Raw genomic sequence first — 21,880 nt, forward strand, 5'->3', positions numbered from 1 at the left:
ATCGAAAGGAATTTGAAGCCAGCGCGCTTTAGTATCGGGGCTGACCCGCCGCGGCACCGGCCGGCGCCATGCCGGCGACCTGCAGGCGGCACCGGGTGGAACAGGGCAGGCGGGAGACCCGGGCAGTGGCACGGCGGCCGGCAGCGGCCGCGTGAAGACAAGGAGAAGGCGCGCCGCATGAAGCACGCCGGGAATCGAGACGAGACAGGAATCGCAGATGTTGAATCGTACGCAGCAGCGCCTCATTCTCGCCGTCGGCGCGGCGGTGCTGGCCATGTTGTGGTTTGCCGGCAACGGCAAGGACCAGGGCACCACCGACCCGCTCAATGACGAAGCGGCGAGCGAGCAGACCCCGGCCAGCCAGCCGCGCGGCGTGCCGCGCAACGGCGTGCTGGATCCGGTCAGCATCGACCCGGCGCGGCCCGCCGACCGCTTGCCGGAGTACCAGGCCGACACCATCCTGAACGACTACCGCGACAATGGCGGCGCGGCCGACGACCGCTACCGCGGCAGCTACTTCATCGTCGAGGGAGTCGCCAGCGGCGTGCGGCGCGACGAGAACGACGCCGTCTACCTGGAGATCCGCAGCAGCGATCCCAACCAGGTGGTGCGCGCGCGCCTGCGCGAGCGGCAGATCTGCGGCCCCGGCACCCGCTCCTGCGTGGTGGAGCAGCGCGCCTCGATGGTGCGGCGCGGACAGAAGGTGGCGGTGGAGTGCAATGGCGCCGGCCTGGTGGACGCGGCGCCGCTGCTGGTCGATTGCCTGGTGCGCGGCGGGGCCAACTGACGGCCGGGCGCGGGCCGGGCACTGCTTGCAGCGGACATGCCGCGGACATGCCGCGGCCACCCTGGCGATTGCGTCGGCTTTTGCCCTCTGTTCCGCCCATTGGCGCCGCCGGCGCGGACATACAGTGCAGGCTGGAGGCGACCGTGCGGCGTCCCGGCAGGGGGCCGGGCCCGGCTGGACGCCCGCCGACCGACCCCAGGACATCCCATGCAAAAAGCACTGCTTGCCGCCGGCCTCGGCCTGATCCTCGCCGGCTGCTCGACCTACCAGGCCGTCACCCCGGTGGAAGGCCTGGCACGCATCGATCCCATCGCGGCGATGCAGCAGCCGGCCGCCGACAATACCCTGATCTGCGTCATCAGCGGCTCGTCGGCCCGCAATGCCTACCTGCCCGAGTTCCGCGACGCGCTGAAGGCGCGCGGCTTCGACGTGCGCATGCTGTCGCCTGGCGCACCGCTGGAATCCTGCCAGATGACGGCGGTCTACCTGGCCAGCGGCCAGAACTACTGGACCAACTTCCTCGACTCGGCCGACATCACGATCTACCGCGACGGCCTGCGGGCGGGCAAGGCCATCTACAACGCCAACCGCAGCGCGGGCGGCACCAACCTCAGCAACCTGGTGCCGCCGGGGTCCAAGATCGACGACCTGGTCGGCCAGCTGTTTCCCGACTCGCCGCGCGTGCAGCAGAACCCGGCCGGCGCCTCGGCCGCGGCCGCGCAGCCGTCCTGATTCCGCGGCGGCCCGATGCCCGGCGGCTGCCGGGCATGGCCGCTCAGGCCTCCAGCCGGCCCAGCCGCACCACGGTCACGCCGGGACGCAGCTGGCGCAGCGAAGGCATCACCAGCACGCAGTTGGGGTAGGGCGTGCGCACCGGTTCGCCGTTGCTCCAGCCGATCACGGTCCCGGCCTCGGCGAAGGTCTCCAGGCCGGTGTAGGGACCGGCGAAACGGAAATCCATGCTGGTGGCGACCACCGGCTCGGTCACGCGCACCACGCGCTGCGCGGCCGGCAGCGGGCGCAGCCAGCCGGCCGGCAGGTCGGCCTCGTCGACCACGCCGGCCAGCAGCAGGAAGCGCGCCGTGCTGTCGCGCGCCACCTCCACCGCCGCCGTTTCCCAGTGCTGGCCGCACTCGATCAGCAGGGCGTTGCGCGCGCTGGCGGCATCGCCGAAATCGGCATAGTCACGCATGCGCCGGCCCTCGGGATGGCCCTCGTCGACGATGACATCGGCCGGCGTGCCCAGCGCGCGCGCCAGCGCCACACCCTTGTCGAGCGGCCCCGAGACGATCAGCGGGCGGCTCTTCTCGTGCATCGAATGCAGGTCCAGCAGCAGGTCGGCCGTGTCGACCACCGGGCGCATGGCGCGCGCGCGGCGCAGCTCGGACGAGTCGCGGCCGGCGTCATCGAGGATGGCCGCGCTCCAGACGCGGTTGAAGTCCTGGTCGACGAAGCGCGAGGCATCCGGCCTGGCCGGATCGAATCGCCCGTAGGCCTCGACGTTGGCGAAGGACAGCGTCAGGCGGCCGCAGCGCGGGCGCAGGCCGGCATCGAGCAGGCCCTTGACGGCGATGGCGCCGCACACTTCATTGCCGTGCGTGAGCGCGTTGACCATTACATGCGGGCCGGCCACGCCGCTGTCGAAGGTATAGACGAAAGGGATGCCGGTGTTGCCCGCGGCATAGGGCTGGATATCGGGGAACTCGACCTCGACGGGATAGGCATCGAAGGCGGGACGGACCTGGTCTTGGCTCATGGTAGGAATCGGGTTCGGAAGTGCCGGGAGGGGTTACCGGCCGCTCGCTGGCGGCCTGGATGCGGATTGCTGCGGTGTGTAGAGGGTTATAGCGGGTTGTAGCGGGTTATAGCGAGCTATAGCGCATTCCATCGCGGGCGGGGATCCCATCACGCTGGACGAAGCCGGCGAGATGCACCAACACCGCGCGCCAAGCACAAGGTCTTGGCTCCCTCTCCCCGCATGGGGAGAGGGTGGGGGAGAGGGGTGGTCTAGCAAGGCGCCACGCATGACGAAGCCGCCGGTGTGGTCCAGCACGCGAGCCTCAGGACGAAGCCGACAGCGTTGTCCAGCACGCGAGCACTAGGGCGAAGCCGACAGTGTGATCCAAACCACTGCGGCCGGCCAGCGCCGGCCCTCACCCCCGGCCCCTCTCCCGCAGGCGGGAGAGGGGAGCACACCGGCGCAGTGCGATGCTCATGGCACTGGACGAAACCACCCGCCACTTACCTTACTCGTGGATTCCCGCTGCCTGCACGATGGTGCGGTAGCGCGCCGTCTCGCTCTTGACGAAGGCGGCGAACTGGGCGGGCGGGCGCGGCGCCACTTCGACGCCGGCTTCGGCCAGCTTCTTCTTCACCTCGGGCAGGGCCAGCACGGCCTGCATCTCGCCGTTGAGCCGGTCGATCACCGGACGCGGCGTGCCGGCCGGCGCCATCAGGCCGAACCAGACGCCCATGTTCACGCCCTTGAGCGCCTGGCTCTCGGCCAGTGCCGGCACGTTGGGCGCGGCCGTCGAGCGCTTGGCCTCGGTCACGCCGTAGGCGTGGACGCGCCCCGCCTGGATATGCGGCAGCGCCGAGGACAGCACCATCACCGCCAGGTCGATCTGGCCGCCGAGCAGGTCGGTCGCCATGGCCGAGGCGCCCTTGTACGGCACGTGCGTGATGTTGACCTTGCCCTGCTGCTTGATCAGTTCGCCGGCCAGGTTCAGCGGCGTGCCCACGCCGGAGGAGGCATAGGACAGCTTGCCGGGCTGGGACCTGGCCAGCGCGATCAGCTCGTCGGCATTCCTGGCCGGCAGCCCGTTCTTGCCCACCAGCACCATCGGCTGCGTGCCGACGAAGGTGATCGGCGCGAGGTCCTTCTCGCCGTCGTAGCGCACCGCGGGATTGGTCAGGCGGGCGATCGACACCTCGCTGCCCGAGCCCATCAGCAGGGTATAGCCGTCGGGCTCGGCCTTGATCACGCGGGCCGCGCCGATGGTGCCGCCGGCGCCGCCCAGGTTCTCGATCACCACGCTCTGGCCGAGGCGCTTGCCCAGCTCTGGCGCGATGGTGCGCGCGACCAGGTCGACGCTGCCGCCGGCGGTGTAGCCCACCACCAGGTTGATCGGCTTGGACGGCCAGGTGCCGGCCTGGGCGCTGGCGCTGGCGGCAATGGCAAGGACGGTCAGGGTGGCGGCGCCGGTGGCGCGCAGCAGTCGGCTCATGTGGGATGCTCCTCGGCTCTTGGAATTGGCTCAGCGCCGATCTTAGTGAGCACGGGGCAGCCGGCCATGCCGCTTTGGCAAGCCGCCTTGCCGATCCGGCAATGGCCCGCGCGAAGGTGTGATGCGCGGCTCAGCCGGCCGAGGCGGCGCGCCAGAAGGCCTCGGCAAGCGGGCGCATCGGCGCGCGCGGACGGTAGAGGCGGATGTCGAGCGCCAGGTCGGCCTCGCCGCCGGCCTCGGCACCCGCGCGCACCAGCCGGCCCGCGTGCAGGTCGTCGGCGATCAGGCGGGCGGGCAGCCAGGCCAGGCCCATGCGCTGGCGCACCATCTCGTGCACCGATTCGGCGAAATCGCTGACGGCGATCACCTCCAGGCGCGGCGCCAGCTTGCGCCGCGCGATCTCCTGGTTGACGATGCGGCCCAGCGTCAAGGTCTCGGCATAGGCGATCATCGGCACCGCCGCGCCCTTGCCGCGCGCCTGCAGCCGGAACAAGGGCCCGCCGCCGGCATCCGCCGCGCTCACGCACACCAGCCGCTCGACGCCGACCGCGTGGAAGCGGTAGCGCGCATCGTCCAGCGTCACGGGCAGGTCGGGCGGGCTGTAGCACAGCAGGAAGTCGGCATCGCCCTCGACGAACATGGCCAGCGCGTCATGCATCGGGAACGTCGACAGCCGCGTGCGGAACCCGGCCGCCTCCGGGTCCTGCCGCAGGACCTGGCGCAAGCCCGCCAGCCAGCCCGGCACCAGCGAACGCGCCAGCGTCTTGCCGGTGGCGATGGTCAGCGTGGCGGCATCGGCATGGTGGCTGGCGCGCAGCGCCACGCGCGCCTGCTCCAGCGTGGCCAGGGCCTCCTGCGCCGCTTCGAGGAACTGCCGCCCCTCGGCGGTGAGCCGCACCGGGAAGGCGCCGCGGTCGATCAACGGCGCGCCCGCCCACACCTCCAGCGCCTGGATGCGGCGGCCGAAGGCCGGCGGCGTGACGTTGCGCAGCTCGGCGGCGCGCGCGAGGCTGCCGGCCTGGGCGAGGCAGACGAAGTCTTCGAGCCAATGGATGTGCATGAGACGCGCCCCGCGCCGCGGCGCGGGTTGTGGGCTGGCATGGGAGAACGGGCCGGTCCATTGTAGCGGCGCCGCCACGGCGCTCGCGGTAGAATTTTCCACATGGCCCTCTTCAAGCGCAGCTCCCCGCAACCGCCCGCCAGCCCGGCCGCCGCGCAAGACGGCAAGGCCGGCGGCCCGCCGGCAGCCGAGTACACCATCGACGAACTGGCGCGCGCCGCCGGCACCACCGTGCGCAATGTGCGCTCCTACCAGGACCGCGGCCTGATCGACCCGCCCGAACGGCGCGGCCGCGTCGGCATCTACACCCAGGCCCACCTGGGCCGGCTCAAGCTGATCAACCATCTGCTGGCACGCGGCTACACGCTGGCCAACATCATGGAGCTGCTCAAGGCCATCGTCGAAGGCCACGACCTGCGCTCCATCCTCGGCCTCGAATCGGCCATCGCCAGTCCCTGGTCCAACGAAACGCCACGGCACTACTCGCCCCTGGCGCTGGCGCGGCTGTTCGGCCGCTCGGTCTCGCGCCCGGCGCTGGCCAAGGCCATCGCCCTCGGCCTGCTCGAACCCGACGGCCTCGGCTACCTCGCGCGCAGCCCGCGCGTGCTGCAGGCCGGCGCCGAGATCGCGCGCGCGGGCTTCCCGCTGGAAGAAGTGCTGGGCATCATCGAACACGCACGCAGCCACTTCGAAGCGGTATCGGACCGCCTCGTCGCCATGGTGGTAGGCGAACTCGACCGCTTCGGCGAAGGCAAGCTGCCGCCGCCGCAGGATGTGCCGCGGCTGGTCGACATCCTATGGCGCATCCGGCCGCTGGCGATGGCAGCGGTGGAGGCGGAGATGATGCGGGCGCTGGAGCAGTCGGCCAATAAGTACCTGGGGGATCGGGTGGCGGCGATTATTGAGCATTTGCATGATGGGGAGGGGGGTGGCGGCGGTTCAGGCGGTGGTGGTACGCCTGCGGCGTAGGCGGGGGTCTGCGCGTTTCGATGCATTGAAACTTCTCGCCTTGGTGTTGGCGATCGTGGTCTGCTTCTTCGCCAGTGAATTGATGCCTTGGCGCTTTGACTTGGGCGATGTCGGTGTGCGAGGCAAAAGCCTGTTTCGACTCCCCTGCGGGGAGCCGACTCACTTTCTTTGTCTCGCCAAAGAAAGTAAGCAAAGAAAGGCGCCGCACACGGGAGGGAAAGGCCAACCGTTGGTATGCGAGCGGGCTTGCTCTCGCATGCTGACTTGGTTGGCTGGCTGAGCCTTTGTGTTCGGCCAGCAGCTGGCCGAACACAGCCCACCCGAAGCGAAGCGAGGCGTGGCATCTTTTCCCTGCCGTGTGCGGCGCCTCGCGGGCTGAGGCAAAGAGCGGATTAGAGGGCCCCCTGTCTGAGGATCGCCTTAAGGCGATCCGAGTTGGGGCCCGGCCGCTCTTTGCCTCAGCCCGCGAGGGGGGGTTGAGCCGCACCCGGCGCGCCTTCTTTGCCTACTTTCCTGGGCAAGACCAAGAAAGTAGGTCGGCTCCCCCGCAGGGGGAGTCGAAACAGGCCGTTGTCTCGCAAACCAACACCGCCAAAAAACAAGCGCCAAAGCATCAAGTCACGAGAGCCCAAACAAGCCGTTGCCTCGCACACCAACACCGCCAAAGCCAAGGCGACACCGCAACAACGGCAACCCTACACCTCCACCATCTCAAAATCCCCCTTCCTGACCCCACACTCAGGACAACTCCAGGATTCCGGCACCGCCTGCCAAGGCGTCCCAGCCACGATGCCGTGCTCAGGCATCCCCGCGGCTTCGTCGTAGACGAAGCCGCAGATCCTGCATTGCCACACCGTCATGCCGCCCTCACCGAAGGCGCCCTGGTGGAAGCCCCATGGCGGATCGCATTGGCCTCGATCTCGGCGATCAGCGGGTCGATGCGCGCCAGCTGGGCACGGTTGTCGTCGTCCCACGGATGGAAGCCCGGCCGGAAGTAATCGAACCATTCGGGAATCATCTTGCGCAGCACGCCGGGCGAGCCCCACAGGAAGTGCATCACGCGGCCGAAGCCGAGCAGCTTGTGCTTGCACTGCTTGTCCGCCATCACCAGCCGCACGTGGAAGACGAACACCATGGCCCAGAAGGTGACGGTGGTGGTCAGCATGGTGAAGGTGCGCAGGAAATAGCGGTAGGGACCGGGCTTGATCACCGCGTTCCAGACGTCGTAGGCCACCGCCTTGTGCTCGGTCTCTTCGAGTGCGTGCCAGGTCCACACCTGCCGGTAGCCGGGCTCGGAGCCGCCTAGGTGCCGTTCGTCGGCGAGCAGGCCGCCGGCCAGCATGGCGGTGTAGTGTTCGAGCGCGATGGTATGCGCGAGCTGCCAGGACTTCGGCAGGATCTTGCGCAGCAGGTCGAGCAGCTTCCACACCATGCCGTCCAGGCGCGAGGCGGGCAGGCCGGCGTCGTCCATCAGCTTGTTGTAGAGCATGTGCTCGCGCGTGTGCATCGCTTCCTGGCCGATGAATCCGGCGATGGCGCGCTTGAGCTCGGGATCGTCGACCTGGTCGCGGTAGTTGCGCACGCTGTCCATGAAGAAGCGCTCGCCTGCCGGGAAGAAGATCGACAGCGCGTTGACGAAGTGGGTCACGTGCGGGCCCAGCCGGTGCCAGTCGCCGATGCGCTCGGGCGGCAGGTGGGGATGCACGTCGCGGCGGATTGGCATCATGAGGGTTCTCCTGTCGTTTCGGTTGCGCCCGCCGTGGCCGGCGTGGCGTCTGCTGCGGGGGCCGCCCGGCGGGCGGCCGCGGTCTTGCCCGCGAGGAAGGCCAGCAGGTCGGCGCCGACGCGCCGCGGGTCCTCCTCCATCGGGATGTGCCCGAGCCCGGCATAGCGCACCAGGGTGGCATCGGGTATCTGCGCGGCGAAGGCTTGCGCGTGCGCGGGCGGTATCCAGCGGTCGCGCTCGCCCCACAGCACCAGGGTGGGTGAGCCGATGCGCGCCAACCGCGCGGTGTCGAGGGCGTCGAAGTCGAGCCGGGGCACCATGCGGCCGATCGCTTCGCGCGCGCCTTCGGCGTAGAAGAAATCGACGTAGCGCCGGAAGGTGGCCTCCGGCACGCGCCGCGCGTTGCCATACACGTCGCGCGTGGCGGCGCGGATGATGCACTCGGGCAGCACCCACGGCGCCGACCAGCGCACCGGCGCGTGGTTGAACAGGCCGATGTAGATCGGCAGCTTCATCGGGAAGCCGGCGGCGTCGATCAGCACCAGCTTGTCGACCCGGTGCGGATGGCGCGCGGCCAGGTCCCAGGCGATCAGGCCGCCCAGCGAGTTGCCGATCACGCTGGCGCGCGGCAGCTTGAGCGCGGCGAAGAAGGCGTCGATGAAGGCGCGGTAGCGATCGACGTCCATGGTCACGATGCGCCCGCGCGTGTCGCGCAGCGGGCCGGTCAGGCCGAAGGGCGGCAGGTCGAGGCGCAGCACGCGGTAGCGTGCGGTGAGCGCCGGCATCACCCCTTCCCAGGTGTGCAGCGAGGCGCCGAAGCCGTGGATCAGCACCAGCGGCTCGCCGTCGGCCGGGCCTTCTTCGGTGTAGTGCACCAGCGTGTCCATGACCGGCAGCCAGCGCGAGGCGGGCAGGGCGTAGCGGCGGGCCAGCGTCTCGCGCGCGAGGCTGAACAGGCCGACACGGCCCTGGCCGAACCAGCGCGCCAGCACTCCGGGCGGCGCCGCCAGCGCGTCGGACGGCGCGGCCGGGCGGGCGAGGGCGGCGCGGCTCATGCGCGCTCTCCGCGCTGCGCCGCCGCGGCCGTGCCGGGCGCCGATGCGTCGCCGACCTGGCGCGTGCGGCGCGTCTCGCGCACCACCAGCGCCTGGTAGGCGGCCGGCAGCAGGCGGGCCATCGCGTCGGCGGCATAGGCATCGGGCCCGATCAGCACGCGCCGGCGGTTATGCCGCACGCCTTGCAGGATCACGCGCGCGGCCGTGTCGGGCGAGGTGATGAAGAACTTCTCGAACTGCTCGCGTCCCTGCTGCGCGTCGCGCACCAGGAAGCCGTTCAGGTTGGACGAGACCCGGCTGGCCTGTGCGATATTGGTCTTGATGCCGCCGGGGTGCACGGTGGTGGCCGACACGCCGCAGTCCATCAGGTCCAGCTCCTGGCGCAGCGCTTCGGTAAAGCCGCGCACCGCGTACTTGCTGGCGTTGTAGGCCCCCATGCCGGGCTGGGCGAAGATGCCGAAGATGCTGGAGGTGTTGACCACGTGCCCTTCGCCGCTGGCCTTCAGGTAGGGCAGGAAGGCCTTGGTGCCGTGGACCACGCCCCAGAAGTTGATGCCCATGATCCATTCCAGGTCGTCGTAGTCCATGCCCTCGATGGTGCTCGACAGCGCCACGCCGGCGTTGTTGAAGATCAGGTTGGCACGGCCGTGCACACGCACCGTCTCTTCGGCCCAGGCATAGACGGCGGCGCGGTCGGCCACGTCGACGCAGTGCTGGCTGACCGGCAGCCCCGGCGCCGCGCGCGCCACCTCGCCGACGGTCTGGGCCAGCCCGCTCTCGTTGCGGTCCGACAGGGCCAGGTGGCAGCCCTCGCGCGCCAGCGCCAGCGCCAGCGCGCGGCCGATGCCCGAGCCGGCGCCGGTGATGGCGGCGACCTTGTTGCGGAAGTCCTTCATGACGGGTCTCCTGGTTCTTGTCAGTGTTGGGTCTGGATCGGGTCCGGATCGGGTTCGTGCCCCCGGCACGGCTGCGCATGGCGCGGCCGCGGCGAGTGCGATGGGTGGCAATGTGTGGCGATGGGTGGCGATGTGGTGACGCGTGGCGGGCTGCGAAAGCGGCGCTCCTCCCCCCGGGCTGCCTCAGGCGCCCTGCACCTGCGCCGCGCCCGCATGCCGCTCCTCGCCCGGGCGCACGGCGCTGCGCCGCTGCGGCAGGGTGTGGTAGTCGGCCAGGCGGAAGGTGGCGGTGGCGCGGCGGAACTGCCAGGTGAAGCCTGGCCACAGCGTGGTGTTGCGCCCGGTCCTGGGATCGAGGTACCAGCTGGCGCAGCCGCCGGCCGACCACACCGCGTGGCCGAGCCGCGCCTGCAGGCCGTCGTTGAAGTCGCGCTGCACCTCGGCACGCACGTCGACAGCGTGCACGTGGCCCGCCCGCATGCGCTGCAGGGCATCGAGGATGTAGGCGACCTGCGACTCGATCATGAACACCATCGAGCTGTGCCCCAGTCCGGTATTGGGGCCCACCACCATGAAGAAATTGGGGAAGCCCGCCACCGTGGTACCGAGATAGGCCTGCGCGCCGTCGCGCCAGGCATCGAGGATGTCGACGCCGTCGCGGCCGAGGATGACGCCGCGCGGGATCGGGTCGGTGGCGTGGAAGCCTGTGCCGAAGATGATGCAGTCGGTCTCGCGGCGCGTGCCGTCGGCCAGCACGATGGCGTCGGGCTCGACGCGTGCGATGCCGGTGCTCACCACGTCGACGTTGGCGCGCGTCAGCGCCGGGTAGTAGTCGTTGGAGATCAGCACGCGCTTGCAGCCGATGGTGTAGTCGGGCGTGAGCCTGGCGCGCAGCGCGGCATCGGGCACCTGGCGCTGGATATGGCGCCGGGCCACGCGCTCGACCAGCTTCATCAGCCCGGGATGCACCACGAAGCCGAGCACGCGAGATTCCAGCGCCCAGTAGATGCCGGTGCGCACGAGCTTCTGCGTGAACGGCAGGTGGCGGAACAGCCAGCGCTCGGCCGCCGTCACGCGGCGGTCCGGCTTGGGCATGATCCACGGCGGCGTGCGCTGGTAGAGATCGAGGTGGCCCGCGCGCGGTGCCACCTGCGGCACGAACTGGATGGCGCTGGCGCCGGTGCCGATCACGGCCACGCGCTTGCCGCGGAAGTCGTAGCCGTGGTTCCAGTGCTGCGAGTGGAAGGCCTCGCCTGCGAAGCTGTCCAGGCCCGGAATGCGCGGGTAGGCCGGGCGGCTCAGCCCGCCCATGCCCGATACCAGCACGCGCGCGCTGAGGCGGCGCCCATCGGCCATCTCCAGGCGCCAGCAGGCGCCGGCCTCGTCCCAGGCGGCACGGCGCAGCTCATGCGACAGGCGCAGGTGCGGGCGCAGGCCGAAGCGGTCGGCGCAGTGCTCCAGGTAGGCGCGGATCTCCGGCTGCGTGGAGAACATGCGCGACCAGCCCGGGTTGGGCGCGAAGGAGAAGGAGTAGAGGTGGGACTGCACATCGCAGGCGCAGCCGGGATAGTGGTTGTCGCGCCAGGTGCCGCCGACCGCGTCGGCCTTCTCGAGGATGGCGAAATCGTGCTGGCCGCTCTGCTTGAGGCGGATCGCCATGGCCAGGCCGGCGAAACCACTGCCGACGATGGCGATGTCGATGTGCTCGCTGCCGGCGGCCGCCGGCACGCTGTCGATCGGGAAGTCCACGCGGGGGGCATTCATGGGCGCTCCTCGTGCCGCGCCGCCGCCCCGGTCGCCTGGCCGCCGCTAGGGCGGATGAGACGGGAACGGCTTTGCAACACTGTTTATTGTGACATTGATGAATGTCATCGTAGGTAGCCGCCCAGGTCGGGTCAATGCCGTGATTTGAAGGATTACTCTATTTTTCGCTCTTTTCCAGCGTCGTTCGCATCACATTAAACGCCGTTCGTGCGTGATGAGGCGCCTCTGGCGGGGCATGGCCCCGTGCGTTTGAAACCGGAACGCTGGCTTGGAATTTTTCTTGCGGCGATGCAGCAATGTCGCATTGCCGTGTCAGTGCCGGCCCGCTTTCAGTCGCGCGCGCCGAGAACGTGATGCTGGCGCCATGCCGTCGGCGTCTGCTGCGTCCAGCGTTTGAATGCGTGGGTGAACGCGCTCTGTTCGGAGAAGCCGAGCTGCATCGCGAGCTGCGCCAGCGGCATGGCGGGATCGGCCAGGTACTGCACGGCCAGGGCATGGCGCTCGCCGTCCACCAGGATGCTGTAGCTGAGGCCGCGCGCCTGCAGCCGGCGCTGCAACGTGCGCACCGGCAGCCGCAGGCAGGCCGCGGCGGCCGCCAGGGTGGGCTCGCCCTGGGCCAGCGCGCCACGCACGAAAGCGCGCATGCGCGCGATCTCGTCGCTGCCGGCATCGGCGGCGGCGTGCTGGCGCAGCTGGGCGTCGGCGATGCGCGTCATCTGCGCCTGCATCTCGGCGTCGGCCTGCAGCGAGGGCCGCGCCAGCAGCGCGGCATCGAGCTGCATGGCGTGCCGGTCAGCGCCGAACACCACCGGGCAGCCGAACACGCGTTCATGCTCGCGCACATCGGGCGGGGCGGCGTGCGGGAACAACACCAGGCGTGCATGCACGCTATCGCCCAGCAGCCATTGTGCGAAAACGCTCCAGGTGGCCATGTGCAGTTCGTGCGCGTGGCGCGACAGCGGGCCGTGCAGCGGCGCCCAGCGCATTTCCCCGCCCTCGGCACTCTCCACCAGCCGCGTGCGGCCGATGTCGTTGGCGAGCGCCTCATAGCGGATGCCTTGCAGGACGGCCTCGCGCACGGTCGGCGTGGTCAGCACCACGTAGCCCATCTCGGCGTAGTGGCGCGGGCGGAACTGCGCGCCCGCATGCAGGCCGACATGAGGATCGCCGGTGCGGGCCTCGAGCCAGTCGAGCAGGGCCAGGTAGCGTGCGCAGGGCACGCGCGCAGCGGGCAGCGCCAGCGCCTGCCCGTCGATGCCCGCCGCGGCGAGCTGCTCGGCGGTGGAAACGCCCGCGGCCTCGCCATAGTCGAGCACGGTGCGCAGATAGGCGGCCGACACCGTGCCGCCGCTCGCGGCAGCGCCGCTGTCTGGGAAGGCCGCCCCGCCTGGCCTTGCGTTGGCGCGTGGCATCAAATCACCTGTCATCGGGAATCAAGACCGGGAGCCGATCTTTATCCAAACTCCGGCGAGCGTCAATGCGGGGCCGCCGCAGGTTCCGCCGTGCCGCCGCAGGACGCACAGTCCGCATCAGTCGAAGCAGAAAGAAAGCGCGCAGCCGGCCACCGCCGGCCTGCGCCGATGACGCCACAGGAGACAACCATGCCAACCCCTTCGCCCGCGCGGCGCGGTGCCGGGCCGGCCGCCGCCGGCCACCCTGGCGCCGCCGGCCTCGCAGCCACCGCCGCCGGCCTGTCGCGCCGCGGCTTCCTCAAGGTCGGCTTCGGCTTTTCCGCCGCGCTGGCCTGTGCCTCGCTGCTGCCGGCACTGTCGGGCTGCGCGCCGTCCAGCACGACGGCGGCGCCCGGCCTGGCCTTCCTGCGCGAGGCCGACACGGCGCTGTTCCGCGCGCTGCTCGGCGCCGTAGTCAGCGAACTGTCCGCCCTCGACGCCAAGACGCGCGAGGCGCACCTGCAGCTCGCGCTGTCCAATATCGACCGCACCTGCGCGGCCATGGGCAGCCATGCCCAGGGCGAGCTGCGCAAGCTGCTCGGCCTGCTCGACAACCGCGCGCTGCGCTGGGCGCTGACCGGCGTCGGCAGCGACTGGGCGGATGCGGACAACGCGCGCGTGCAGGATTTCCTCGCACGCTGGCGCGCCAGCCGCTTCGCCACGCTCAACGCGGGCGCGGTGGTGCTGGTCAAGCTCTCCAGCGTCGCTTACTTCGTCACGCCGGCTGCCTGGAGCGGTAGCGGCTATCCCGGTCCCAACGCCGCGGTCTACCGCGCCATCCACGCCTGATCCCGCCATGCCCATCGACGATCTCTACACGGCCGGCATCGCCTCCGGCTGGCAGGTGCACGACGCCTCCACCTTCACCGCCCCGCGCCACTTCGAGGCGGACGTGGCCATCATCGGCAGCGGCGCCGGCGGCGGCGTGACCGCCGAGACCCTCAGCGCCGCCGGCCTGCGCGTGGTGCTGCTGGAGGAGGGCGCGCTGCGCACCTCGGACAGCTTCCGCGACATGGACGAGGGGCGCGCCTACCGCGAGCTGTACCAGGAGGCAGCCGGGCGCGCCACCTCCGATGGCGCCATCGCCATCCTGCAGGGCCGCTCGGTCGGCGGCAGCACCACGGTCAATTGGTCGTCGAGCTTCCGCACGCCGCCGCAGACGCTGGCGCACTGGGCCGAGCAGCATGCGGTCAGCGGCCACTCCGCGCAGGACATGGCGCCCTGGTTCGCGCGCATGGAGGAGCGCCTGGGCGTGGCACCCTGGGCCATGGCGCCCAACGCCAACAATGACGTGCTGCGCCGCGGCTGCGAGCAGCTCGGCTGGGAATGGCACGTGATCCCGCGCAATGTGAAGGGCTGCTGGAACTCGGGCTACTGCGGCCTGGGCTGCCCGGTCAATGCCAAGCAGTCGATGCTGGTCTCGACCATCCCGGCGGCGCTGGCCAAGGGCGCCACCCTGGTCCACCGCGTGCGCGTGCGCGCGCTGCAGCACGACGGCAAGCGCGTGCAGGGGCTGGCCGGCGCGGCACTCGGCGCCGACGGGGTCACGCCGACCGGCGTCACCATCACCGTCAAGGCCCGCCACTACGTCGCCGCCGGCGGTGCCATCAACACGCCCGCGCTGCTGCTGCGCTCGGGCGCGCCGGACCCGCACGAGCGGCTGGGACAGCGCACCTTTATCCATCCGGTGAATCTCAGCATCGCACAGATGCCAGATCGCATCGATCCCTTTTATGGCGCACCGCAGTCGATCGCCTCCGACCATTTCCAGTGGAAGGACGGCGCGACCGGGCCGGCCGGCTACAAGCTGGAGGTGCCGCCGCTGTTCCCCGGCATCAGCGCCGGCGTCTTCAATGCGATCGGCGAACCGCTGCGGCACGACATGGCGGCGCTGCCGAATACCAGCGCGATGCTGGCGCTGCTGCGCGACGGCTTCGTGCCGCAGAGCGCAGGCGGGCGCGTGCGCGTGGCGGCCGACGGCAGCCCCATCCTCGACTACGAGGTCAGCGACTACCTGTGGGACGGCGTGCGCCGCGCCTGGCTGTCGATGGCCGAGGCCCAGTTCGCCGGCGGCGCGGCGCGCGTGCGGCCGGCCCACCTCGACGCACCCTACTACACGAGCTGGGCCGAGGCCCGGCAGGCCATTCCCGCGCTGCCGCTGAAGGCCTTCCGCGCCGCGCTGTTCAGCGCGCATCTGATGGGCGGCTGCGGCATGAGCGACGACCCGCGCCAGGGCGTGGTGGACAGCCACGGCAGCCATCACCAGCTGGGCAACCTGTCGGTCTTCGACGGATCGGCATTCCCCACCAGTATCGGGGCCAATCCGCAGTTGTCAGTGTTCGCGCTGACGGCGCAGAATGCCCATGCGCTGGTGCAGCGGCTGGCCGCGTAGCAGTGCCCGGGGCCGCCCGGAACGCCGTGCCACGCGCCGGCGCAGAGGCCGCAGCGGCCGCCGGGCCGCGTGCCGCGGTCCTTGGCGGCATCCGCCGGTGCACCGCGAAGCCTAGAAGGATTCTTCGAATTTCGGGCTTGTGAAACGCTCGATTGCGTCGCTAGGCTTCGTACAACTGTTTCAAGCATCCGTTCGCCGACAAGAGCATGGAGCGGGACAGTTGCAGTGTTTGTTGCTTGGGGTTCACGCAGCACAAGCAGAGAGACGCCCCCCATGAAGACCGGGAGAAGCACGGCGGGAGACACCAAGGCTCGGATACTGGATGCCACCGAGCGCTTGTTCATCGAAGTCGGTTACGAAGGCACCTCACTACGGCAGGTCACGTCGCGCGCGATCGTCAACCTGGCCGCCGTCAACTACCATTTCCGCAGCAAGGACATCATGATGCAGGCGGTGCTGAGCCGCCGCCTCGATCCGCTCAACGCGCGGCGGCTGGCCCTGCTCGACGCCTGCGAGGCCAGCTGGCCCGGCGAGCAGATCCGCTGCGAGCACGTGATGGGCGCGCTGTTCGTGCCCGCGCTGCAGATGGCGCGCGAGCCCGGCATCGGCGGGCCGGCCTTCCTGCGCCTGCTGGGCCGGGTCTACTCGGATACCTCGCCCTTCATCCAGTCCTACCTGATGGGGCACTACGCCCCGGTGTTCGGCCGCTTCTTCGACGCCTTCGCACGGGCCCTGCCCGAGCTGCCGCGCCAGGAACTCGGCTGGCGCCTGCACTTCGCCCTCAAGGCGCTCGCCGGCGTGCTGGCCGGCGACGACCTGGGCAACCTGATGCCCGCCTTCACGCAGGGCAAGACCATGAGCGACGCGCATGTGCTGGCCCAGCTCAGCGCGATGGTCGTGGCTGCGCTGAAGGCTCCCGCGCCGGCCGAGCAGCAGCTCGGCGCGCTGCACGCGGTGTTCGAGATCGGCGAGCGCCAGCACGCCGACGAGAGCGTGCGGCAGCCGGCGCAGCCTGAAGGGTCGGCGCCATCCCAGCCGTCCACCAGGGCCGCGGCCGAGCCCGCGCGGCGCGTGCGCACCAGCACGCGCAGCGAGGGAGCCGCGCGCGCCGCCGTGACGAGCCTGCCGGTACGCGGCAGCTCGCGCGAGCGGCCACCGCCGTTCCCGAGCAATCCGCTCGACGACTGGATGCGCACGCGCTCCAGGAACTAGGGCCGCCACGGCGGCGCCGTCCGCGCCGCCTCGCCGGCCCGTCTTCCCCAACCGCAATCCGACTGCGATGGCGCCGCGCGCCAGGCGCACGGGCGCTTGCCGCCCGCTGTCGCCCCGCTGTCGCCCCGCTGTCGCCCGACGGCGGCCTGCATCGCCCGAAGCTGCACCGTAGTGGCCGCAGAAGCCGAAGCCGAAGTCGAAGCCGCAGCAGGACGCACCAAGACACAGGAGACTTCAGATGAGACCGTTGTTCATCGCCGCCGCCATCGGCTGCGCCCTGGGCCTGATGGCCGCCCCGCTGGCCGTGCCGCCCGCGGCCTTCGCCCAGCCGGCGCCCGCCGCCACAGCCGCCGCTGCGCCCGCTGCCGCGCCGGCGCAGGGCACCCCCTACGATGGCCTGCCCGCCGGCCAGCAGGCGAGCCTGTTCTCGCGCCAGGTCGCCAGCGGCGAGCTGCGCAAGCTCGACGACGCCCAGCTGCTCGCGACCTTCCACGCGCTGCAGCCCGGGACCCTGCTGCTGTGGGCACGCGCCGAGATGAACCGCTATCCGGAATACGAGTACTGGATGAGCCGCCAGGAGCGGCTCAACGGCCAGTGGCAGGAACAGCCCGCGCGCATGATGATCCGCTACCGCCACCAGCCGCGCCAGCTGTACGCGAAGTGGCTGCCCGGCGGCGCGCAGGCCGGCCAGGAGATCGTCTACGACGAGACCAGGCGCAAGGACGAGATGTACGGCCATCTCGGCGGGCTGATGAGCTTCGCCTCGATGTGGATCGCGCTCGACGGCTCGCTGGCGCGCGGCCAGTCCAACCATACCGTGCGCGACCTCGGCTTCCAGTTCGTGCTGTCCATGCTCGAGCGCGACGCCCGCTCGCTGCGCGCCGCGGGCCTGAGCGAGAAATACAGCCGCGTGGACATCGTGCAGGAGCAGGGCACGCGCATGGTGGCGCTGACCTGGGACCTGCCGGCCGGCGCGCCGGCCTACTACGCCAAGAAGGTGCAGCTGATGCTGGACCTGCGCAATCCCTGGCCGCGCGTGGAAACCGCGTGGAACGAGAACGGCGAGATGGTCGAGAAGATCGTCTTCGAGAAAGCCGTGCGCAAGACCTTCGACGCCGCGGCCTTCGATCCGGCCAACAGCGAGTACCGCTTCTGAGCCGGACCGCCGCGCGGCAGCGGCGGCCATTCAAACGGAGGCAACGGGCCGGCGCGCGCTGCGTTTGAACAGCGGGCGCGCGGTGCCTCCGGCGCCGGCCTGCGGCAAGCCTCGCGCCGCGTGCCGTGCGCCGGCCCGATGTTTGGAACGCGCGCTCTATTGACGCTGCATTGAGGCGGCGGCGAGAGTCGCCGCACACCAGGCGGCCGCGCAGACGGCAGGACAGCCCGTTCCGTACCGAACGCCTGGAACCTAGAGGAGAGGAGACCCATACCATGCAGCGCGACACGAATCCGCAGCACCGTTCCACATCCACCATCGCCACGCCGGGTGCCGCCAGGCACGGGCTGGCCGCACGCGCCGCCGCCCTGCTGGCGGCCGCCGCGCTGTGCGCCTGCGGCGGCGGCGGCGATGGCGGTGGCGGCAGCACCGCCGCATCCAGCAGCAGCGGCAGCAATGGCGGCACGAGCACCGCCGCCACCACGCAGGACCGGCTGTGCCCGGCCGCGATCGACTACTCCACGCCCTATATCGGCGGCAGCGGCGCGGGCGAACTGGTCAAGGTGCAGCTCGACACCGCCAGGATGACCTGGCAGGTCACCTTCCTCGACTCGTCGGTGCCGCGCAAGACCGGCACCGTGCAGCCATCGCGCAGCGATACCAGCAGCGGCTCCAACGTGATGTCCGGCACGCTGTCCCAAGAGACCGGGCTGCCCACCGACAAGCTCAACCAGTGCGCCTTCCGCCTCAACGGCGCCAGCCTCGACGCTTCGAAGCCGGCCCGCATGTTCGTCGGCATGGGCGTGGCGGGCGGCACCATTCCCGGCGCGCGCATCCAGTACACCGGCCTGCCGGGCACCGTGAACGTGCCAGACACCACCTTCAACTACTTCCAGTTCATCGGTTTCACGCAGACCGAGACCGACCTGTCCAAGGTGGCCGGCTACTACAACGGCCTGGGCTTCCACGAAGTGCCGTCGCAGAACTTCAAGCAGGTCAGCCAGGACTACACGATGGCGCTCGCCTCCAACGGCTCGTTCTCCGTATGCCAGAACGCCACCGGTACCTGCTCGCAGCGCGGCAACAACTTCGTGGCGCAGGCGGCCAGCGGCACCCTGCTGTCGACCAACTACGCCGGCGAGGTGTCGCCTTCGATCGGCACCGTGCAGGGGCGCGCCTACCTGATCGTGGGCAAGCTGCGCGGCCAGCTGGTGCCGGTCATGATCCGCGTCGGCTATGCCAACGACAATCTGTCGGGCAGCCTGCTCGGCGGCGGCCCGTTCGGCGCCGACGACGAGATCGGCATCGGCATGATGGCGCCGGCATCGCGCATCGGGGTGGGCTCGGTCAACGGCGAGTACGTGGGCGTCGACAGCAACTTCGCCTACCGCACCACCGCGCTGGTCGATGCCGCGGCGACCATGCTCGACCCGTTCCAGGCCTCGAATGCCTCGCTGGCGACTCCCTACACGCTCAACTACACGCAGACGGTGGCGGGCGTGGTCACCACCACGCGCCGCGACGCCGCCGCCGGCAGCGGCCCCTTCGGCAAGCTGGTCTTCACCGGGGGCGTGTTCGGTTTCCTCGAGGCGCAGAGCAGCGGCCCCTACTTCACCATCGGCGCCTTCGTGCAATGAGAGCGCGGGCGGCGCCACGCCGCCCGCCGGCCTGACGACAACAGAAAACGACAGAAAGCCTGAACCACGCTTCACGCGGGAGACAAGACCATGAAGAACATCCGACGCCTCGCCCTGAACTGCCTGCTCGCCGGCCTGGCCGCCTGCGCCGCCATTCCCGCCGCCTTCGCCCAGAAGGCCGGCGACAACGTGGTATCGGCCGGCTGGTTCTACATCAACACGCGCGGCACCAGCGGCCCGCTGACCACCAGCCTGGCCGACACGCCGATCAACTATCCGCTCGGCCTGCCCAGCACCTTCAGCGCCCCGGGCAGCGGCATCTCCAGCTCGAACGCCAATACGCTGGGCCTGACCTTCAGCCACTTCTTCACCGACCACATCGCGGTGACGGGGGTGGGCGGCATCCCGCCCGAGTTCAAGCTGTACGGCCACGGCGAGCTGATCCCGCCGGGACCGGCCGGCGCGCTCGGCCGCCAGAGCCTGGGCGACCCCTCGCTCAACCCGATCGTCACCAAGGCGCGCCAGTGGAGCCCGGCGGCGATGGTGCAGTACCACTTCCTCGAGCCGACCTCGAAGTTCCGCCCCTTCCTGGGCCTGGGCGTGTCGTACAACTTCTTCACCAACATCACGGTGAACCCGGCCTTCGCCAGCTCGGTCAACAACAACCTCGGCGCCATCCTGGCAGCCGGTGCCGGCATCCCCGGCCCGACCTCGGTGGAAGCCAGCGCCTCGCCCTCGTGGGCGCCGATCTTCAATATCGGCGGCACCTACAACTTCACCGAACACTGGGGCCTGACCGCGGCGCTGACCTACATCCCGCTGAAGACGGATTCGACCATGACCATCAAGGCCTCGAACGGCACCATCCTGTCGTCCTCGACCACGCGCCTGGAACCGAACCCGCTGATCGTCTTCGTGGCCGCCTCCTACAAGTTCTGAGCGGCTCCGGCCTGCCTCAGCCGCGCATGGCGGCCGCGCGCGCCAGCAGCAGTTCCCGCTCGCGCGCGTTGCCGGCCAGCGCGGCCGCACGTTCGAACTCGGCACGGGCTTCGGCCTCGCGGCCCAGCTTGGCGAGCAGGTCGCCGCGCACGCTCGGCAGCCACTGGTAGGCCTGCAGCGACTTGTCGCCGCACAGGGTGTCGACGATCTCCAGCGCCGCCTGCGGCCCTTCGGCCATGCCGACCGCCACCGCGCGGTTGAGCTCCACCACCGGCGAGGGTGCCACGCGCCCCAGCAGGCTGTAGAGCGCGGCGATCCGGGCCCAGTCGGTCTGCGCCGCGCTGGCCGCGCGCGCGTGGCAGGCGGCGATGGCGGCCTGCAGCTGGTAGGGCCCCGGGCCATCCTCCTGCGCCGCCGCCAGCGCCTCGGCATGTGCCAGCGCTGCCAGCCCGCGCTGGATCTGCACGCGGTCCCAGCGCGCGCGGTCCTGCTCGGCGAGCAGCACCGGACGCCCCGCATCATCGGTGCGCGCCGCCGCGCGCGAAGCCTGCAGCTCCATCAGCGCCAGCAGGCCGTGCACCTCGGCGCGCTGCGGCGCCAGCGCCGCCAGCATATGGCCCAGCCGCAGCGCCTCCGCGGTCAGGTCAGGCCGCATCCAGTGGCTGCCGGCGGTGGCGGTGTAGCCCTCGTTGTAGATCAGGTAGATCACCTCCAGCACCGAGGCCAGGCGCTCGCCCAGCGCTGCCGCCGGCGGCAGCGCGAACGGCACGCGCGCCTCGGACAGCGTGCGCTTGGCGCGCACGATGCGCTGCGCGACGGTGGCCTCCGGCACCAGCCCGGCGCGCGCGATCTCCGCCGTGCTCAGCCCGGCCACCACTTTCAGGGTCAGCGCCACGCGCGATGCGGCGGGCAGCAGCGGATGACAGGCGGTGAAGATGAGACGCAGCACGTCGTCGCCGATCGGGTCCGCGCGCGCGGCATCGAGCGCATCGACGAAATCGGGCACGATCGCGGCCTGCTGCGCCTCCAGTTCCTGCCCGAGCTGTTCCAGCCTGGCCGCGCGCATCTTGCCGTGGCGCAGCTGGTCGAGCGCGCGGTGCCTGGCGGCGGCCATCAGCCAGGCACCGGGATTGTCCGGCAGGCCGTCCGCCGGCCAGTGTTCCAGCGCGGCGACCAGAGCATCCTGCGCCAGCTCCTCGGCCAGGCCGAGATCGCGCACCAGGCGCGCCAGCGCCCCGACGATGCGGGCCGATTCCTCGCGCCAGACCGTGGCGACGGCACGCCGTACCGCCTCGCGCGCGGCGCTTGCCTGCGGCGCATGGCCGTCCGGGCTGCCGCTCATGGCGCGTCGGGGCCGGACGGTTCGGGCATCGGTAGGAGGGTCGGCATGACGGAAGTCTCCGGTGATCTGTCCGCCACGCTGGCGGGTGCTGGAGGATCGTGGTGCCGCGAGCGGGGCGCCGCGATGGTCCTGCCATGATGACCATGATGATAGCCGCCCGGTATGGGGGGGTAGGGTACGGCGCGGTGGCGTGGTGGCGCGCCGGAAAAAAAAGGGCGGAGCGCTCGCGCGCTCCGCCCAGCCTGGTTGCACGGCCCGCGCTGCGGG

Annotated in this window: 19 protein-coding genes; 9 read left to right on the plus strand and 10 right to left on the minus strand. The window is 70.7% G+C overall.

The window, feature by feature from the left end; genetic code table 11:
* Nucleotides 1-217 precede the first annotated feature (217 nt).
* Complete coding sequence (locus BKK79_RS10980) at nucleotides 218-787, plus strand: OB-fold putative lipoprotein (protein WP_071010510.1); 570 nt, start codon at nucleotides 218-220, stop codon at nucleotides 785-787.
* 207 nt (nucleotides 788-994) lie between these two features.
* Nucleotides 995-1,519 carry an Sbal_3080 family lipoprotein gene (locus tag BKK79_RS10985; RefSeq protein WP_071037704.1) on the plus strand — a complete coding sequence of 175 codons (525 nt, stop codon included), beginning with the start codon at nucleotides 995-997 and terminating at the stop codon, nucleotides 1,517-1,519.
* A 43-nt stretch (nucleotides 1,520-1,562) separates the two neighbouring features.
* On the opposite strand, the gene BKK79_RS10990 is transcribed toward BKK79_RS10985, so the two are convergent.
* The 3 genes from BKK79_RS10990 to BKK79_RS11000 all read right to left on the minus strand — a co-directional run bounded on the left by BKK79_RS10990 (nucleotide 1,563) and on the right by BKK79_RS11000 (nucleotide 5,074).
* Complete coding sequence (locus BKK79_RS10990) at nucleotides 1,563-2,543, minus strand: M14 family metallopeptidase (protein WP_071037705.1); 981 nt, start codon at nucleotides 2,541-2,543, stop codon at nucleotides 1,563-1,565.
* A 490-nt stretch (nucleotides 2,544-3,033) separates the two neighbouring features.
* Nucleotides 3,034-4,014 (minus strand): Bug family tripartite tricarboxylate transporter substrate binding protein, encoded by a 981-nt coding sequence (locus tag BKK79_RS10995; protein ID WP_071037706.1) that lies wholly within the window; start codon nucleotides 4,012-4,014, stop codon nucleotides 3,034-3,036.
* Nucleotides 4,015-4,144: 130 nt separating this feature from the next.
* Nucleotides 4,145-5,074 carry a LysR family transcriptional regulator gene (locus BKK79_RS11000; RefSeq protein WP_071010506.1) on the minus strand — a complete coding sequence of 310 codons (930 nt, stop codon included), beginning with the start codon at nucleotides 5,072-5,074 and terminating at the stop codon, nucleotides 4,145-4,147.
* A 102-nt stretch (nucleotides 5,075-5,176) separates the two neighbouring features.
* Between BKK79_RS11000 and BKK79_RS11005 the strand changes: the two genes are divergently transcribed.
* Entirely contained in the window at nucleotides 5,177-6,043 is an 867-nt protein-coding gene (locus BKK79_RS11005; protein WP_071010505.1) for a MerR family transcriptional regulator, read from the plus strand.
* A 695-nt stretch (nucleotides 6,044-6,738) separates the two neighbouring features.
* Here BKK79_RS11005 and BKK79_RS11010 read toward each other — a convergent pair.
* The 6 genes from BKK79_RS11010 to BKK79_RS11035 form a co-directional block, all read right to left on the minus strand.
* Nucleotides 6,739-6,903 carry a rubredoxin gene (locus tag BKK79_RS11010; protein WP_071010504.1) on the minus strand — a complete coding sequence of 55 codons (165 nt, stop codon included), beginning with the start codon at nucleotides 6,901-6,903 and terminating at the stop codon, nucleotides 6,739-6,741.
* The gene (locus tag BKK79_RS11015) at nucleotides 6,900-7,769 is read right to left on the minus strand and encodes a metal-dependent hydrolase (protein WP_071037707.1); all 870 of its coding nucleotides are present in this window, start codon (nucleotides 7,767-7,769) and stop codon (nucleotides 6,900-6,902) included. The genes BKK79_RS11010 and BKK79_RS11015 overlap by 4 nt, the downstream gene beginning before the upstream one ends.
* Nucleotides 7,766-8,824, minus strand: coding sequence for an alpha/beta fold hydrolase (locus BKK79_RS11020; RefSeq protein WP_071037708.1), 1,059 nt, complete (start codon nucleotides 8,822-8,824; stop codon nucleotides 7,766-7,768). The genes BKK79_RS11015 and BKK79_RS11020 overlap by 4 nt, the downstream gene beginning before the upstream one ends.
* Nucleotides 8,821-9,720, minus strand: coding sequence for an SDR family NAD(P)-dependent oxidoreductase (locus tag BKK79_RS11025; RefSeq protein WP_071037709.1), 900 nt, complete (start codon nucleotides 9,718-9,720; stop codon nucleotides 8,821-8,823). The genes BKK79_RS11020 and BKK79_RS11025 overlap by 4 nt, the downstream gene beginning before the upstream one ends.
* Nucleotides 9,721-9,903: 183 nt before the next feature.
* Nucleotides 9,904-11,484 carry a flavin-containing monooxygenase gene (locus BKK79_RS11030; RefSeq protein WP_071037710.1) on the minus strand — a complete coding sequence of 527 codons (1,581 nt, stop codon included), beginning with the start codon at nucleotides 11,482-11,484 and terminating at the stop codon, nucleotides 9,904-9,906.
* Nucleotides 11,485-11,813: 329 nt separating this feature from the next.
* The gene (locus tag BKK79_RS11035) at nucleotides 11,814-12,896 is read right to left on the minus strand and encodes an AraC family transcriptional regulator (protein WP_071015902.1); all 1,083 of its coding nucleotides are present in this window, start codon (nucleotides 12,894-12,896) and stop codon (nucleotides 11,814-11,816) included.
* Between the two features lie 189 nt (nucleotides 12,897-13,085).
* On the opposite strand from BKK79_RS11035, the gene BKK79_RS11040 reads away from it, so the two are divergent.
* The 6 genes from BKK79_RS11040 to BKK79_RS11065 all read left to right on the plus strand — a co-directional run bounded on the left by BKK79_RS11040 (nucleotide 13,086) and on the right by BKK79_RS11065 (nucleotide 20,271).
* The gene (locus BKK79_RS11040) at nucleotides 13,086-13,724 is read left to right on the plus strand and encodes a hypothetical protein (RefSeq protein ID WP_232346205.1); all 639 of its coding nucleotides are present in this window, start codon (nucleotides 13,086-13,088) and stop codon (nucleotides 13,722-13,724) included.
* Nucleotides 13,725-13,731: 7 nt separating this feature from the next.
* Nucleotides 13,732-15,327, plus strand: coding sequence for a GMC family oxidoreductase (locus BKK79_RS11045; protein WP_071037711.1), 1,596 nt, complete (start codon nucleotides 13,732-13,734; stop codon nucleotides 15,325-15,327).
* Nucleotides 15,328-15,600: 273 nt separating this feature from the next.
* Entirely contained in the window at nucleotides 15,601-16,539 is a 939-nt protein-coding gene (locus tag BKK79_RS11050) for a TetR/AcrR family transcriptional regulator (protein ID WP_071010498.1), read from the plus strand.
* Between the two features lie 238 nt (nucleotides 16,540-16,777).
* Complete coding sequence (locus BKK79_RS11055) at nucleotides 16,778-17,695, plus strand: DUF1571 domain-containing protein (protein WP_071010497.1); 918 nt, start codon at nucleotides 16,778-16,780, stop codon at nucleotides 17,693-17,695.
* Nucleotides 17,696-17,970: 275 nt separating this feature from the next.
* Nucleotides 17,971-19,332, plus strand: a complete 1,362-nt coding sequence (locus BKK79_RS11060) for a DUF2957 domain-containing protein (protein ID WP_071037712.1) — start codon at nucleotides 17,971-17,973, stop codon at nucleotides 19,330-19,332.
* Nucleotides 19,333-19,422: 90 nt separating this feature from the next.
* Complete coding sequence (locus BKK79_RS11065) at nucleotides 19,423-20,271, plus strand: OmpW/AlkL family protein (RefSeq protein WP_071010495.1); 849 nt, start codon at nucleotides 19,423-19,425, stop codon at nucleotides 20,269-20,271.
* A gap of 16 nt (nucleotides 20,272-20,287) precedes the next feature.
* Here the strand turns inward: BKK79_RS11065 and BKK79_RS11070 are convergent, their stop codons facing one another.
* Nucleotides 20,288-21,613, minus strand: a complete 1,326-nt coding sequence (locus BKK79_RS11070; protein ID WP_071037713.1) for an RNA polymerase sigma factor — start codon at nucleotides 21,611-21,613, stop codon at nucleotides 20,288-20,290.
* Nucleotides 21,614-21,880: the final 267 nt, after the last annotated feature.

Origin of the sequence: Cupriavidus sp. USMAA2-4 (assembly GCF_001854305.1) — a bacterium.
GTDB classification, from domain to species: domain Bacteria; phylum Pseudomonadota; class Gammaproteobacteria; order Burkholderiales; family Burkholderiaceae; genus Cupriavidus; species Cupriavidus malaysiensis.